Source organism: Halobacteriovoraceae bacterium (genome assembly GCA_020635115.1).
Classification (GTDB): domain Bacteria; phylum Bdellovibrionota; class Bacteriovoracia; order Bacteriovoracales; family Bacteriovoracaceae; genus JACKAK01.
The window spans coordinates 64,525-81,003 of sequence record JACKAK010000004.1; the positions used below are offsets into that span (position 1 = coordinate 64,525).

11 protein-coding genes are annotated in these 16,479 nt (G+C 28.7%); 3 read left to right on the forward strand and 8 right to left on the reverse strand.

Annotated elements, in window-relative coordinates; all coding sequences use genetic code 11:
* Nucleotide 1 precedes the first annotated feature (1 nt).
* The 4 genes from H6622_06825 to H6622_06840 are packed head-to-tail and all read right to left on the reverse strand — an operon-like array spanning nucleotide 2 to nucleotide 5,974.
* Nucleotides 2-2,047 (reverse strand): HAMP domain-containing histidine kinase, encoded by a 2,046-nt coding sequence (locus tag H6622_06825; GenBank protein ID MCB9061217.1) that lies wholly within the window; start codon nucleotides 2,045-2,047, stop codon nucleotides 2-4.
* Nucleotides 2,047-3,393 carry a class I SAM-dependent methyltransferase gene (locus H6622_06830; protein ID MCB9061218.1) on the reverse strand — a complete coding sequence of 449 codons (1,347 nt, stop codon included), beginning with the start codon at nucleotides 3,391-3,393 and terminating at the stop codon, nucleotides 2,047-2,049. Before H6622_06830 ends, H6622_06825 begins: the two co-directional genes overlap by 1 nt.
* Nucleotides 3,390-4,838: a hypothetical protein gene (locus H6622_06835; GenBank protein ID MCB9061219.1), complete on the reverse strand. Its 1,449-nt coding sequence runs from the start codon at nucleotides 4,836-4,838 to the stop codon at nucleotides 3,390-3,392. Before H6622_06835 ends, H6622_06830 begins: the two co-directional genes overlap by 4 nt.
* Nucleotides 4,796-5,974, reverse strand: a complete 1,179-nt coding sequence (locus H6622_06840) for a hypothetical protein (protein ID MCB9061220.1) — start codon at nucleotides 5,972-5,974, stop codon at nucleotides 4,796-4,798. The genes H6622_06835 and H6622_06840 overlap by 43 nt, the downstream gene beginning before the upstream one ends.
* A 227-nt stretch (nucleotides 5,975-6,201) precedes the next feature.
* Between H6622_06840 and H6622_06845 the strand changes: the two genes are divergently transcribed.
* The gene (locus H6622_06845) at nucleotides 6,202-6,369 is read left to right on the forward strand and encodes a CBS domain-containing protein (protein ID MCB9061221.1); all 168 of its coding nucleotides are present in this window, start codon (nucleotides 6,202-6,204) and stop codon (nucleotides 6,367-6,369) included.
* A gap of 8 nt (nucleotides 6,370-6,377) precedes the next feature.
* Here the strand turns inward: H6622_06845 and H6622_06850 are convergent, their stop codons facing one another.
* Genes H6622_06850 through H6622_06860 form a run of 3 tightly spaced genes read right to left on the reverse strand, consistent with a single transcriptional unit; the run spans nucleotide 6,378 to nucleotide 10,613 of the window.
* Complete coding sequence (locus H6622_06850; GenBank protein ID MCB9061222.1) at nucleotides 6,378-8,432, reverse strand: HAMP domain-containing histidine kinase; 2,055 nt, start codon at nucleotides 8,430-8,432, stop codon at nucleotides 6,378-6,380.
* Nucleotides 8,429-9,160, reverse strand: a complete 732-nt coding sequence (locus tag H6622_06855) for a GNAT family N-acetyltransferase (protein MCB9061223.1) — start codon at nucleotides 9,158-9,160, stop codon at nucleotides 8,429-8,431. The genes H6622_06850 and H6622_06855 overlap by 4 nt, the downstream gene beginning before the upstream one ends.
* Entirely contained in the window at nucleotides 9,147-10,613 is a 1,467-nt protein-coding gene (locus H6622_06860) for a hypothetical protein (protein MCB9061224.1), read from the reverse strand. The genes H6622_06855 and H6622_06860 overlap by 14 nt, the downstream gene beginning before the upstream one ends.
* Nucleotides 10,614-10,638: 25 nt before the next feature.
* Here H6622_06860 and H6622_06865 point away from each other — a divergent pair, with 25 nt between their 5' ends.
* Both H6622_06865 and H6622_06870 read left to right on the forward strand, forming a co-directional pair.
* Nucleotides 10,639-11,586: a hypothetical protein gene (locus H6622_06865; protein ID MCB9061225.1), complete on the forward strand. Its 948-nt coding sequence runs from the start codon at nucleotides 10,639-10,641 to the stop codon at nucleotides 11,584-11,586.
* A 115-nt stretch (nucleotides 11,587-11,701) separates the two neighbouring features.
* A complete protein-coding gene (locus H6622_06870) occupies nucleotides 11,702-12,901 on the forward strand; it encodes an MFS transporter (protein MCB9061226.1) in 1,200 nt (399 codons plus the stop codon).
* 208 nt (nucleotides 12,902-13,109) lie between these two features.
* On the opposite strand, the gene H6622_06875 is transcribed toward H6622_06870, so the two are convergent.
* Nucleotides 13,110-16,451: a hypothetical protein gene (locus H6622_06875; protein ID MCB9061227.1), complete on the reverse strand. Its 3,342-nt coding sequence runs from the start codon at nucleotides 16,449-16,451 to the stop codon at nucleotides 13,110-13,112.
* Nucleotides 16,452-16,479: the final 28 nt, after the last annotated feature.

The following is a 16,479-nucleotide window of genomic DNA, read 5'->3' on the forward strand; positions in this document are numbered from 1 at the left end:
TCTACCAGGGAGCTTCTTTTCCTCGAATTTCGATTTTTGAAGCTAAGTCTCCGAACTTATCTTTATCAAAACCAGTTGCAAGAGCAACTTTTTGATAACCAGAATTGAGAAGATCTTTGACAATATCTTCTCCGTTAATACCTTCACCAAGAGAAGAGTCAATGTATATTGGAGAATCTTTTCTGAAGGTTGAAATATTTGAATAGAATTCTTCTTTATTAGAATAACTTACAAATTCGATTCCTTTTTTCTTAGCTTGTATATCCCACACCATTCTTACTAAAGGATCATCGTCAATGAGAATTGATATAGTCTTTGAGGATGATTTCCCTTTGATCTCAATTGGAATATAAGGAATCATACTTTTTTCAACTAAACCAATTCCATGTTTCTTACAAGTTTTTTGTATTACAGGATTTTCAAAATGACTAGTACATAGGATACTCTGCTTTTCGATTCCTAGCTCAAGGATAGTTTCTAGTCCATTCCTGTTTTCATTTTTAAATTCATAGTCAAAAATATAGATATATTCTCCGTTGTCTCGAGTTTCTATCCACTTTTTAAAATCTTCTATTTTTAAAAAAGAAATTATCTCTCTTTTTAATCTTGATTCCCAAGCTATATGGACAGATTGATCATCTTCTATCAGCAAAATTTTGGTATCAGTTTTTAGTTCAATTTTATTCATAAAAGACTTTGGAGGTTTGATTTTAGGTAGTTTAATAGTGATAGTGGTACCTTTTTCAAGAATACTTTTTATTTCAATACTTCCTCCGAACGACTCAATGACAGATTTTGCGTGAGAGAGACCTAATCCATTTCCAGTATCTTTTCCAATTGATTTTCCTCTGATAAATATTTTGTCTAAATAATCAGAGGATATTCCTTTTCCTGTATCGCTAATTTCTATTAAAACGTCATCACATGACGAGTCTAATGTAATAAAGATATTGTTTAGAATCTCACTTGATGCTTCTACGGAGTTATTTATAAGATTGGAAATTATTCTAGAAAACTCTTTTTTACTAAAGACACTAAAAGATTCGTATCCACCTTTTAATAGTTCAAAATGAATTTGTACTTTGTTATTTTGGGAATATTCGAGCCTTTTTTCAGAAATAATAATATTTAGAAGTCTTGCTATTGAGAATTTTTCAATTTGTTTTTCAGGACTTTCAGATTCTTTATTTTTACTCAAGAGATCATTTGCAAGGTCATGAATTCGATTTATAGCGGAATTAAAAATAATCTTTTCAAATTTTGTATCCGCAGGAATAGATTGAGCAGCGATATCAAGGGCCGCTAAAGGTGAGCGTATGTCATGTGCAACTTGTATCGCTAATGAAGTGGTTGCTTTTAACATTTCATTTTCCTTTTCTTTTAAATAATAGGATTTGGATTTATCAACAAGAGCGTTGAATAAACGTTTGATTGATATTGCTTCATCTTCATTTTTGTCTGGTTGTAAGAATAAGTCTACTTTACGACCTTCGATATATATTTTTTTTAGAGTGTCTTCTAAGGGTCTCAAAGAAACTTGAATTAGAAAACTAAATGTAAAAAAATAAAGAGCTATGAATAGTACCAATCCAAAGAGAGTTACAAGTATATCATTATTTTTATTTTTGATAATTTGGCTATTACAATTTGTGAAATTAAAAGTTCCAATTGCAGTGCCTAGATTTGTTACAATATTATAGCTTCCACTTGTTAAAATTAAATCAGAAAATAATACGCTATTTCCTTTACATTTGTTTATATGATCATTTTTCCAAATTATTTCCCCATCCAAATTTGAAAAACTAGATTTTGTCCAGTTATGTTTAGTATTGAGATTATCAAGTGTAGAACGTAAAGAAATTAAATCTCCTATGCTATAGTAGGAAACAATAATATTTTCTACACTTTTTTTTTGTTCAAATTCAATTTGAGAGATAGTTTTTTTTAAATTATCAGAGTGATAAAAATATAGACTGCTAATTCCTAATGCTGAAAAAATAAAAACAAAAAGAAAAGCCTTTAGCATGAGCTTCTTAATGATAATCATTATTTATCTCTCTTTGCTATTACGAAATAATAACTTACATCTAGATTTAAATGCTGTGACCTGTAACCTTTTCCAGATTGTAGGTCAATGATTTTAAATTTAGCTTCTTTTAAGTATTCTCGAATATTATTTTCATCATAAGTTTGTATTGTTATCTTGTCTTTATTGACTTCTTCTTTTGATATATGTTGTGGAAAAGTTATTAGAAGGTATCCTCCAATTTTTAAGATCCTATTACAGTCCTTCAAGTTATTCTGAATATTTAATGCAAATTCTGTAGTTCCTGTAAATATCAGAACATCATAGTAAGAATCATCAGGTATGATTAGACCTTTATTTATATCTATCTTTGATACGCTATCATAAAAAGTACTCTTTCTAGCATCATCTATAAACTTATCTACTAAATCAATACCATGTATAATCAAGCTTTGATTAAATCTTTTTAAAATTTTACCAATGTATCCATCTGCACACGCAATATCCAAAATTTTATCTTTGTTTTTTATTTTAAGTTCAGGTAGTTTATTTTTAATCCGACTTGGAACTCTGTAGTCTAATCTTTTAATAAAACAGGTGTATGATTCATTAAGATTATTGTATAAGTTTTCAATTTTGTTTGTACTAGTTTTTTTTGATGTATTTTTTTTTACTAAAAATCGAAAATAAATAGATTTGTCTGAACACGATTCGTTATTATTATCAGTTAATTCAACTATTCTTAAGTTGTTATACTCTAACATTTGAATCCAAGAAGATAAGGTAGGTAAAGTTTGATATATTTTATATGGTTCACTTGAATTCTGGTAATCAAATTGTAAGTAAAAAGAATTGGGGCCCTTGTTTTCGTCTCTATAAAGCTTCTTAGTGTAATTTACCTTATAATTATTTCTAATTAATACTCCATGTTTTATGGAGGCATCAGAAATGTATAGTGGGTTTTGGACATAAAATAATAAATATCCACCTTCTTTAAGTAATAATGCAATTTTAGATAAACTCTGAAAAATTGGACTCATTTCAGCTATTGCGTTCATTAAGACCATGATTCCTTTAAAGTTATTTTCAAAATTCTTTAATTCATTTAATTTATTTTGAAATAAGTTTTTTTTATAATCTTCGCCATATTGAGAAACTAATTCATTAACAAAGAACTCATTTGGTTCAACCATATAATATGAGGGGTAGTGTTGGGTCACTTCAAGTGCTCTACCAAAACCGGCCCCTAGATCGAGTAACTTTTGTTTATTCGAAAGATTCATTATTTTTTGTATATGATGATAATCAGCGTTAAATTTACGATACTCATTGATTAAAATGTAATTTATAAGTTCTTTATTGTTCATTTTTCATTATACCTACGTTTCAAGTCTGAGAGTTTTAAAGAGAAGACTCCCAATCCAGATGGTGTCAAAGGTTTCCACTCTTTTTTTAAATAATATATACCTTTCTCACTCCCAAGCATCCATAGTGGACAGTCTTTGGCCAGTAAACTGAATATTCTTTCGAAGATAATTTTTTGAGTGTCTATGTTTGAAATTCTTCCCGAGATTCCTAAGAGCTCATCTATAACTTTATTCGAATATTTAGTAAAATTATACTGTTGGTCAGTCATTAAAAATGGACTCAGGTATGCATCTGGTGATAAATAATCCGGGAAATATCCAAATATGGCAGCTTCAAATGATCCATTCTTTAATCTTTCGATCAAATTGTTGATGGGAATGATGTCTATTTTATATTTTTTATCGGAGAGTTTGTAAATATTATCATTAATTTTTTGATTAAATACTGCGGCTGAATTTGCAGCAATAATGTTAACTTTTTGAGTGATATAATTTTTTTCTAAGTTTTCATTTTCAAATCCGTCAAACATACCCCAACCAAATGGCAGTTTATTATTTAGATTTTCCCAGGGATACCCTGATGTCTTTGCAATTTGATTGAAATTTTTTAAAAAGCTACATCGTTTCTTTGAATGTTTGAATTTGTTAGAATTCAGATTTAGATACATAATAATAGCTTGAAAATAATTGTATTTAACTTCACTTAAGTTCTGTGCTATTTTTGGAGATGGCATCCCAAGTGAAAGATCAATGTGTTTATTTACTTTTTCAATGATGAATTCAATTCTTTTAGGTGAATTATTATCATTAGAAAACGGATAATAGTTATTTTGAATAAGCTTGGAGGATTTGGAATTAATACTTTCAATTACATAAGGACCAGTTCCAAAGTATTTATTATTAACTATTTTAGAAATACTGAAATTAAGTCCAGTAATTTTTTTTACAAAAAGATTGCTAGGGTGTTTAAATTTAAATACTAAAGTATATTCGTCTAAAACTTTGATGCCAATATTTTTGTTCGTATCTAAAATGTAATCTTCAAAACCTTCTAACTCATGGAATGCCCATCTATAAATATCTTTATACTCTTTGAATATCCTCAAAAAACTGTCTTTGATTCTCTTAGTGCTTAATTTTTCACCGTCTGAAAATTTTATATTATTAAATATTTTAATTTTTAATGATTTTCCATCTGCAGAGAAAGAATAATGTTCAACTAAACGTGATACGATACTATTATTTGAATTATAGTAGAATAAAGGTTCAAAGACTTGATTAGCAATAAAATATGTCCCTATCTCATATAGTTCTCCTGGTATAATACGATTTGAAAAGCTCTCAACTTGAACCGTAAAGATCTTTGCACTTAAAGAGAATGGGGATGCAGAAAAAATGAGAATTAGGAGTATGTACTTTCTAATAACGCCCTCCTGTTTTTTAATATAATAGAAATAAAAATTAGTATGCTAAAAGAAGAACATAGAGATATTATTAATTCCGTTTTAACTTCGAAAAAATTTAGAGTTAGAAATATAGTTAATCCTATTAGTGTTGATATGTACTGACAGAATCTATTCAAAATGAAGACATTGCTGATATCATTTTGATTGCTCCATTGATGATATAAGGTCGTAAGAGAGAGTAATATAAGTGCATTGCAGATTCCAAACATTAGCATAAAAATGAAAATATACGAAATTTCATTTACATATGGAAAAATGATAATAAGAGATAGAGTAATTAGGGGCGTTAAAAAAAATACTTTTTCCGATTTTGCAAACCAATGAGACTTATAAAATATCATTGTTGAAATATTGGAAATGCCAGCAATGATGAGAATGATTGAAAGCTCTTGTGTTGTAGTGCTTAAGTTTTTTATTAATACTGGAACTTCAAGGGCATTAAATAATCCAAATGTAATCCATAGAATAGAATTTAAGAAAAGAAGTAACTTTGCTTTTAAGGGAACAAATATGTTTTTAATTTCATTCATTTGAAAATATTTAGTTGGGGAGAAATTATTAAAATTATTAATTTTAAGAGATAGGAAAAAAAAAGTTGCAACTAAACTACAATAAAAAGCTGAAATTACACTACTATTTGAACCAAATATACGCCCCATACTCGGAGCAATTGCCAAAACAAGAAAAAAAGCAGTCGTTTGGCATATTTGGACCCATTTGTTTAATATAAGTTTGTCTTCAGCTTTGAAGGTAGTAACATATTTCATGTGAAGACCAACAATGGTAAAAACAAATGTTAGCCCTGCAGTGATAAAGCACCACCTGAAAAATATATTTTGATTTGAGAGCAAAGCCATTCCAAGAAAAAATACAATAAGTAGTTTTAAACCAATGAAGTGTTTTTTTTGGTTAAAATATTTTTCAATGTTTGATGAAATGGTTAAAGAAATGATTGATGAGAATGAAACTAGTGTAAAAAAAATCACACTTTTGCCGTAACTTTGAAATTCATATGCAATATTCACCATTAGGCCAGTGGATAAAAATGTCATTGTCAAATTTAGAAAAAAGTGAGAAAGCAGGTACATGGTGATATTTTGCCAATTTTTAGACATGCTTATATTCCTAACACAATTATGTAACTATTTTTGATATATAAATTATCATTGAGACTAACTCAATTTTTAGGCTTAATAGATTGTAAATTCTTTAATGTTTAAATTAGATTTGTTGCATTAAGATGTCCGATATTTTTTTGGATATAATTAACAAATTGGCTGGGGTGTTGTGTATTGTTGTAAAGAGTTATTGTTTAATCTTCGTGATCTCATGAAAGAGTGTAATGACAAAAAATCCTGTCGTTATTGCTCCAGATGATCTCGCATTTAATGCTCTAGAGAAAATGGAAAAAAGAGAAAAGCAAATTGATATTTTACCGGTTGTAGATTCGAATAACAAATTTTATGGTTTTATCCGTCTTCATGATCTCATGAAAGAAGGCTTTCTATAGATATTTGTCTACCAGGGAGCTTCTTTTCCTCGAATTTCGATTTTTGAAGCTAAGTCTCCGAACTTATCTTTATCAAAACCAGTTGCAAGAGCAACTTTTTGATAACCAGAATTGAGAAGATCTTTGACAATATCTACTCCGTTAATACCTTCACCAAGAGAAGAGTCAATGTATATTGGAGAATCTTTTCTGAAGGTTGAAATATTTGAATAGAATTCTTCTTTATTAGAATAACTTACAAATTCGATTCCTTTTTTCTTAGCTTGTATATCCCACACCATTCTTACTAAAGGATCATCATCAACAAGTATTGTTTTGAGTGTTTTTGAATCATTTGAACAAAAATGTATAGGAATATATGGTATGAGGCCCTTATCAATTAATTTGATGCCTAGTTCTTTGCATGATTCTTGGACATTTTTATTTGAACAGTGACTTGTCGAAAGATATACATTTTGTTTGATGTCCAATTTTTTAACAATATCAATCCCATTAAGTTCACTATTTTTAAAATCGAAATCAACTATTAAAACTATTTCTTCATTTTCAATTCTTTCGAACCAATTAATAAATGATTCTGGTGTTTTAAAGTAGATTATTTTTTCTTTGATTTTTGATTTCCAGACTTCGTGTATTGAGTAATCGTCATCTACAAGCACAATTAGTGAACCTTCATATATATTGATTCTAGAAACAAATGTTTCTGGTGAATCCGATTTAGGTAAAACGATTGTGATCGTCGTTCCCAATTGGATATTTGAATATAAAGAAAGCTCACCTCCAAACTTTTCAACAGTTTCTTTAGCATGGCTTAAGCCAAGTCCATTTCCGTTCTTTTTTCCGATTGATTTCCCTCTTTCAAATATTTTTTCTAGGTTCTCAAAAGGTATTCCTTTACCATTATCTTTTATTATAAGATAAATATTTAAATCATTCGAACTAACACTTACTTCTACATTTATTCCATTTCTTTTTCTTGCTTCAATAGAATTATTTATCAAATTAGATAGTACACGTGAAAGTTGATTTCTATTAATTTTACTAAAACTATTATGTCCATTTTTAGAGATATTAAAATGAATGTCTACATTGTCTAATCTTGAAAATTCAACTCTTTTTTCAGATACAATTGTACTGGCCATTGAGCATATTGAGACTTTTTCAACCTTATTCTTATCATCTTGCATAGATTCTTTTCTATTGTTATATAAGAGTTCATTCGCTAGATCTCGAATCCTATTTATAGCAGAATTAAATACGATTTCGTTAAAACCAGAACCATCTGAAATATTTTTTGCCGCCATATCTAATGCTGCTAGTGGTGAACGAATGTCATGGGCCAATTGAGAAGTTAATTTTGCAACTGCAATTTGTTTTTCTTTTTCTTTTAATTTCTTATTAACATTGTTAATTGTATGAAGTAGATCATAAATTTTTGAAATAATATCTTCTGATTCTTTATAAGACTTTGAAGGCTTATCAACAATGTATTTATTTCCAACTAAATTTATACTATCAATCATTTCAATAACTGATTTAGAAGCAATTGTTTGTTTAGTATGCCAAACTTTTAAAATGTAAGCTAATGCAAAAATAAAAAGTATTGACAAAATCAGCAAATTTGTTTTGTCGAATTCTATTAAAAATTCTTTTGGATTAAAACAATAGAATATCTCAGCTATAATCTCGGAATTATAGTAGACATTAAACTTATTAAGCTCGTAATCACAATATTGCTTTGAATATGCTCTTGAATTATCAGGGGTAGAAAAAATAAGTTCGCCGTTATTTGCAATTACATAAAGAAATTCAGATTTCTTCGTAATGAACGACCTACTTAATATTTGTTGAATCTCATGAATATTTCTAATTTTTATAGGTAATGATAAATTACTTGATACCTCATTTTGGACTATATTTAAATTTTCTTTTAAAAATTGGTATGAAGAATTTCTTAATTGTAAAATATGTAGAGATATAAAGAGGCTTACAACAAATATAGATAAAATAAAAATTTGGGGTATTGGATTTCGTAATATGGTTGAAAAATTAAAAGAATTCATATTAAATTAGATATAGGTATAAAATATGCTTCGCCTGCATACTGGAATCCACTTTTTGGTAGAATTGAATTCATCATCTTACTACTATCAGTGTGTGTTAATATTGGTAAATCAGTTAAAAGAGAAATTGTTTTCATTGTTTCGTAACCAATGTCATTTCCACGATACTCAGGAAGTATTCCAAAATTCATTAGAAAATCATATGTATTATTCATACTGAAAAGGCTAAAACAACCAACCAGTTTTCCATTATACTTTATAGCATAAAATTTCGACCTAGCTGAATGAGAGAGTATTTTCATCTTGTTTGAGAAATAAGAAGTGAAATCTCCATCAAAATTAAAAATGATACCTACACATTTAGAAAAATCCTCGACTGAAATATAACTCTCAATAGAAATCATTTTGTTGTTTTTAATATTATTCTTATCGGTACTATTTTTATAGTAAAAATATTTGTCTGTTCCTAGTTTCAAATTTTTATATTTTTTATCAATTGTGACTATAAAACCTTTAATATTTATTTCATTATAGTGATTATTTATTTCATTTAATATTTTCAAGTTTGGAACTTCAAAATCAAATTTTGAGTCAAAGCATGTATTCCAATAATGATGATCAGGATATGCTGAATCATTAAAAGCAACAAACCTGTCCTGAAAGATTTTACTTTGATAAACTGAGTTCCATATATAATATTCTTCTTTTATAATGTCATTTATTTTCATATTCGTTAATCCTAAATTTATAGAACGGAATTAAGGCAGCTGATTGGAAATTGAAATGAATTTTTTTTATTTTTTTTGAATATAACAAAAAAACGCTTGGATGAAATATTGGAATAAAAGAATAGCTGCTCCCTACAATATTTACTAGTTGGTTTGAAATTATAGTTTTTTTTATCATGTGAGATTCTTCTTCAAAATCTTGTAATAGTTTGTCGAATTTATCTAAAGTCTTTTTCTTAATACTTATTGGATAAGTTGCATCTGATTTGAAATCTCCTAGAAAGTGAGCGGTACTTTCTCCTTCTAAGTATCCTACTAGTATATCAGAATCTTTATTTGTCCACCTATGGATAGATTCAGAAAGGGTTCTGATTTTTATATTTTTGTTCTTCTGAAATTTATGTTTTATAATGTTCCTCTTTATACATTTTTCTTGTCCGATTGATTCAATAATATCAATTTTTAAGTGAATATTTTTAATATCTCTATGTTTGGGAATAAACTTATAATTTATTCCATGTCCGTAGAATCCAGGAGGAACAATTGATTGGGCAATTTTTTCATTGGGAAAGCAGTTGTTTAATATTTGTTTTACTCCAAGCATTGAATAAACTTCTTGCCTAGTGTTGATTGACCTTAAGTTTGAAACATTTAGTGCAATAAAATATGTTTTCGGGAAGAAAATTTTTTCTATATGGTAATGTTCTTTAAGTGTATTGAAATCTTGAATGGGTGGTTTGTAAAAGAATATATCGTCGTAAAAACCCGTTTTAAACTTTTTTATTGCATTGCCTGAATTCTCTTTTTTAATTATGAAAGTCGGAATGAGATTTTCGATATGATAAATTGTCTTTACCTGATCTATTGCTAATTTTAAAATCATTTCATTTAGTGATCTAGAAAAAACTTTATAAGCGCCTAGACCATTTGATGGATCCTTTAAATCCCATATCGAATACCGTACATCAGTTAGTTTTTTCAATAGATTGAAGTCTGGTTTTGTTAATTCAAAAATAAATTTCATTTTAGAAATGATTTTAATTCCTTCTAAATTATTTGTTTTCCCGCTTATAAAATCATTAAATCCTTTAATCTTTGAAAATGCTGTATAGTTTATTGCCTTATTTTTAATTGCATTTTCTAAACTCATTTTTACATATTTCGCTTCTAGAGGTGTTCCGTTATGGAAAGTAGTCTCTTTCAGAGAGAATAAGTATCCATTATTTAGAGGTTCAAATTCTTTGATGATTAATGGAATTGGTTCATTTAACTCATTTAAGGTAAACAATGTTGCGTGAATTTGCACCAGGACACTATAGTCAAATATCTCATTAACAATTGATGGATCTTGTAGAAAAGGTAATTGTGGCATAGGTCTACGATAGACTTGACTTGTATTTGACAGAAGTATATTAGCGTACACAAAAAAAATTGTAATTAGAATATTTTTCATTTTTTTATATAGTAAAAAACCTTTGGTGAAAAAATATAATACTTATTATTGCATTGAGTATGTTTTGAAAATAGCAAGAGGTGTAAGGGTGGATTTTTTACAAGATTATGAGTGGTTCTATGGTGAAAAGTTAATTGTAAAATTAGAAGTACTTTTTGAACGATACAAGGAATTGCAAATTAGAGAACTGAATTCAACAGTATATTATCCATGGATGTGTTTACAAAACAACACAGATAGATATAAATATAACGAGTATTGTTTAGGTCGGTCTATTCCATCTGTTCCAAATTTAGATGTGTTAGGAAGTATTGATTCTTTGTTTAAATCTAATGGTTTATATGGAGTTAATGTTATAAGTGAATATCCATTTTTTATTAAAATTGATGGCACAGCACATTTACTAAGTTATTTGGAGTATGCAAAAAAATTCTTTAGCACAAATCTGCCTCTTATTTGGCGTATTGCTGAAGTTTTAGGGGTTAAGTTAATTCCAGTAATACTAGAAAATAATAAGAGAGTTCGTAAATTTAGCTTTAGTACACATTTAACTAAAGGGGCTATGTATTTTCAGGTTAACAATGTGATAAATGAAGTTAGTTTAGTTGAGTTCTATATTGATTTAGCGCACGAATTAGCACACCAAGTTCTTGCTGTTTATATGTTGGCAGATAGAGTAATTGAATCATCACATACCACTAAGATATTTTCTAGTGCAAGAAATGTTCAACGTGATGCTATTAGGTGTTTTCATGGAATTATTGCGCAATCATATGAATTAATAGTAATCTCGAAACTGTTCGAAATGGATTTTATAAAGAGTGAATCTTTAAAAAAACGATTAGAGCATATTTTAAAAGAAAATAAATTGAAAATGAAAAAAACTATTTCACAGTTTAGAATTTTATGTGAGTTTACAGAGCTAGGGAAAAGAATTTTTGCTGAAATAAGTACATTTATCAATAATATGTAAGGAGGAAGGTATGAGTAATGAAGAACTTTTAAAAGATTTGTTAGAAAAAATTTCAACTAAAGATCAGACTGAAGTTGAGAAACTGTCTATTACAACTATGGGATCATAAGAGATTATGGATAATAACGAGAATAGGGATTTAGTAATTAACAAAAAGATAATATTGTGGGGGTATTTCTTTTCAAATTGCTTTTGTTTTTTATTTCCCCTATACGTTATTATCCTCTCTGAGGCAGGATTCAGTAAAACTAATATTATAGTGTCTCAAAGTGTAACACTTTTTTGTCTAAGTTTTTTAATGCCATTTATTGGAAGGTTATTAGATAAAGATTGCTCAATAAAAATATTGACCTGCAATTTTGTGATTATGTTATTTGCTACATTGCTAATATTGTCAGAAGATTTTAAATCAGAGCTTATATTTATAATACCTATATTGATTCTTACTACAAGTGTAATTGGATTGGTGACAATGAGGACTTTGGAGGGCGTAGTAAGCAGGATAAAAATTAAAAATGCAGTTTTGAATAATTATGTTGTTCAGAATTTATCTATGGCCGTTTCAGCTACCTTAATATATATATTGTCTTTTTCTAACAGAAATACACTCTTAGTATTAGACTTAATTACAACCTTAATATTTACACTTTTTTTGATTTATATAAGTTCATCTAGAGTGAAAAGTATCAGAAAAGATAATGCAAATGAGAGTCTCTTTAGGGAAACATTTTATTATTTTTATAAGCACAAAAGAGAGGTCGTGGGTTTAATATTAATATTTTCTGTTGCATTTTCTCATTTATCCTCTTTTCCGATGTTATATATTGAAAATGGTATAGACCCGAAGCATGCAATGTCGATCCTCCTTTTTGTGAATACGATAACAGTAATAATATTTAGTAGAATTCAAGCAAGGCTATCAATAGATATTCACAAGTTTAAGTATCTTTTCGTTGCAACACTTTTCCTTAGTATTGGACATGTATTAGTTCCTTTTTATTTAAAATCTATATCTGGCATTGCTATTACAACTTTTATCTGGACGATTGGAGAGGCTTTAGTATTTCCGATTTTTACTTTAATTATTCTCGAAAAATTTTCAACATCAAATGGCGGACTAGCGAGTGGGACGAAGGATATGGTTGTTAAGTTATCATTATCACTCGCTCCAATATTTTCCTTCCTTATATTCAAAATTAGCATCATAGATTTTTCATCACTTATGGGCATTTCCCCTATACTTGGATTTGTTTTTGTTGTTTCAGGTCAGAACAAGATTCAAAATGTAAAATTTACTGAAGCAAGATCAATCTGAAAATATCCCAAAAAATATTTGTTATAGATAAATGAATTGACCAAGTTCTTTTAAGAAAAATGCTTGCCTATTATCTTAATTCTTTTTTTTGCTTATACATATTTGTAATCATATGATGTGGAAGTATTTCTTAAATCGTAACACATTGGATTATTGAAATCTTTGACGTTCCTTTGCATCATAAAATATCAAGAAAGGAAAAAGCTTACTATAACTTGTAATCTTCAAGTAGTTTTGAAAGAGAAACACCACCTTCTAAATATTGTTTGAATAATAAAATTTCAAGCGTCTTAATTTGCTGAATATCAAGTTTGTTTTCAAAAATATAATTTTGAAAATCTCTGTCTAAAGGTAACTGAACCTCCAAAAAGATTTTTCTCAAATATTCAGATTTTAAATTCACATCAATTCCAAGCTCATTTAGTTTGCTTATGAGCTCCTGATATTCTTCAATTTTGAGAAATACTTGCTGATTGACAAGCTCAGATATTATTTTAGAAATAACATCAATATTGATCATAGAAACCGAATCTGTATATTTTTGAAATAACTCTCTTACCTTAAAACGTTTCAACTGAGTGGCACCTTGTTGTAGGCTATTTAAATTGTAATCTCTTATCATTTCAATTTTACGACTTAAATCCGAAGGAATATCTTTTGGAATATCAAGACCAATAGTTCTTACTAAAAACAAATCTTTTGGTGTGATCGGTCTTTCTCCATAAAGAATCTGACGGATTGATAGGGGAGGTATATCAACTTTAGCAACCAATTCCTTCACTGAAATATTTTGAAGCTTCATTTGCTCAATAAGTTCTTTTCGGTAAAATTCATTTTCAAGACTAAGAGAATTTCCACCATTGATAATAATATCTAAATAGTCACCAATAACTTTTTGATGAAGGGTTTGAGATTTCGCTGAAATCATTTCTTCAAAGATCTTTTCCCCATCAAAAGTAAAATTTACGAATTCATCTTGTCGATGCGGAAATTGATTGAAAAGTTCAAGTGCCAACTCTTTGCTTAAAGGCATATTCCCCTGAAAAGTTGAAACAAAATCATGAGAGTCAAGCTCCATGATTTTAGCAAATTTTACTAAACTTTGATTCATGTAAAAGGGTTGGTTTGGAAAAAGAACATCTTTAATAAAATTGATGAAATATTTATGATTTTGGGTTTCTTCATTACTAAATGAAGACATGACTTTTGGTGGGAACCTGAACCACTGACGTATCCTATGGTAACGGGGTTTTAAAGACTTAATACCAAGACCTTTTCTTGCTATGGCCGGGAGTGCTTTTTTAATCTTATATAATTTGTTTTTTTCACCTGCTATTCTTTCATATATATCAAAACTTAAATATTCATCATCTGGTATTTGATGAACATTAAATCCTCTACGATTCAGCAAATCAGCTAGCTTTTGATTTTCAGAACCCGTAATCCCAAGCACTTTTTCAATAATGGGATTAATCTTAAGAACTCTATTGTTGTTTTCTGTACTATATTGCATAAGCAGAAATAATAATTTCCCAGGAAAATAGATCTCAAGTAAATGCGCTAAACTTACTGGAGAATAGAGCTTTGACCTCTCTTCATCTGTTAAAGAAAGAGCATTTTGTTTTTGAATCAGTATTCCATTCGAGATATCTTTTTTTGCCCTCTCTAGTGTTTGTCTAAACAATAACTCAATTTGCTTTCTGATTGTTGCTTTAAGCGAATACAGGCCCTTGTTCACACCATTGAGGAAAGTTCTAATTCTATTGTCCTTAATATATTGATCACTTTCTATAACGTTTCTGATACTTCTGTTGACGATCGCTGGATCTAGAGAAAGTAAATGATGATGGTGTTTAGAAAAGTTAATTTCATCATTAATTTTTTTATTTTCAATTAAATATTTCAGCAAACCATAAACATTTGATATGGCATTTGCGTGTAGAGTTTCATGAAGTTTATCCAATTTGAACATGTCATTGAATATATCAGCTAGACGTGAGTTGAGTTTGAACCTAAATTCGTCTTTTCTCTGCAAATGTTTAACTGTATCGTCAATTTCCTTAAGCAATTGGACTTCTTCTTTATGAATTAATCTTTTAAGCTTAAGATCTTTTTGCCGTCTCTTGAGATGAATTTTTTCTTTTTGACTTATTTCTTCTTTTACAGGCCCAGAAGTAGAAAAAAAATATTGGGATGTCTTTAATGCAGAGGTGCAAAATATTGCCTCATAAGGAGGAAGAAACATTTTGTTTTGACCATCATTTTCAATCAGGTTCAGCTGTGGAGTCAATCTCATATAAGCATCCAAAATGAGTTGAGCTTCATCTGTAAAATAGGTAAGTGCACTATCTAAGATAAATCGAGAGGAAACAAGATAAGTATCTAGATTGTATTCATTCATGATAATGGTTTCTTCATTCAATTGAGCTTCAGTTAGAGAATTTTTAAACAGATATGCTTTCTTGCTAATACTAAAATCAAACTGACTTGATTGCACAACTATATTTTTAACTACCACTTCTTCATTTTTAATAAGTAATTCTATCATCTTCTTTGCGTAGAGTTTGTATTTCTCGACTAGAATATGATATCTTTGAACTGCACTCGCTGAAATATATGCAATATCAGAGTTGCTAAAGATGGTCTCTTTTTCTACAAAATAATCAGTATATATCTTTTGCAGATAACTGAAATTAATTTCAATTTTTTGTCCAACATTTTCAACCTGAAATAACCTTTGACCAGGATAATTCATATAAGACACAAGAAGATTCAAAAAATCTAAATATTCTACAGAAGCAAATTTTTTTAAAAAATCTCTCTGTGTATATTTATAGAGCCTCTCTTTATTTTCAGCCGTCAGATAATTTTGATAGGCCTTTCTTAGCATTTCTTTATAAAGATAGGAAAGAAGAATTGATGGCATTTCAATTATATCTTTTATACCCTCAAATACGATTGGATTTAAAATGTTTCCAGATTCCAATTCAGTAATCATTTTTGAAAAACGCAAATGAGGAGGATGATCACCTAACGATAAAATATCTAAGTATTTCAACTTTAGACGTTCTATGTCGCCAACAAGAGTCTTTACACCTTGTGTACTCGCAGATTGATTTTCCGCTTTATTTATTAATGCTAGAAAAATATTCGACTTATCTTTCTTTATTTCTTCAAGTTCAGAAGTCGAAAAAAGATTTTTTACAATTCTAGCAATTTTGATAAAATTTCGAGGGGAATTTTCATCAACAAGATCGCGAAGCATAATTTTATCGATTTTTTCACTTAAATTTTCAACATCACTCTTTCGATGTTTTTTATCTTCACTTTGTTCTTTTAAAAGTTGGGTGACTTTCCTTTCTGTCTGACTTGACCAAGAATATTTTATGAGAACATCTAATTTCTGATTGATCATTAAGTGAAAATGTTCATTTTCACTTGTAATTCTTTCCATATTTTTCATACATTTGATTTGTGTGAATAGATTCATCCCCGCAAAACAAATAGGCATGTATAACATAGCTGTCACTAAACTTAAAAAGTGTCTCATTAAAATCTCCGGGTAATGTTCTGTCTTA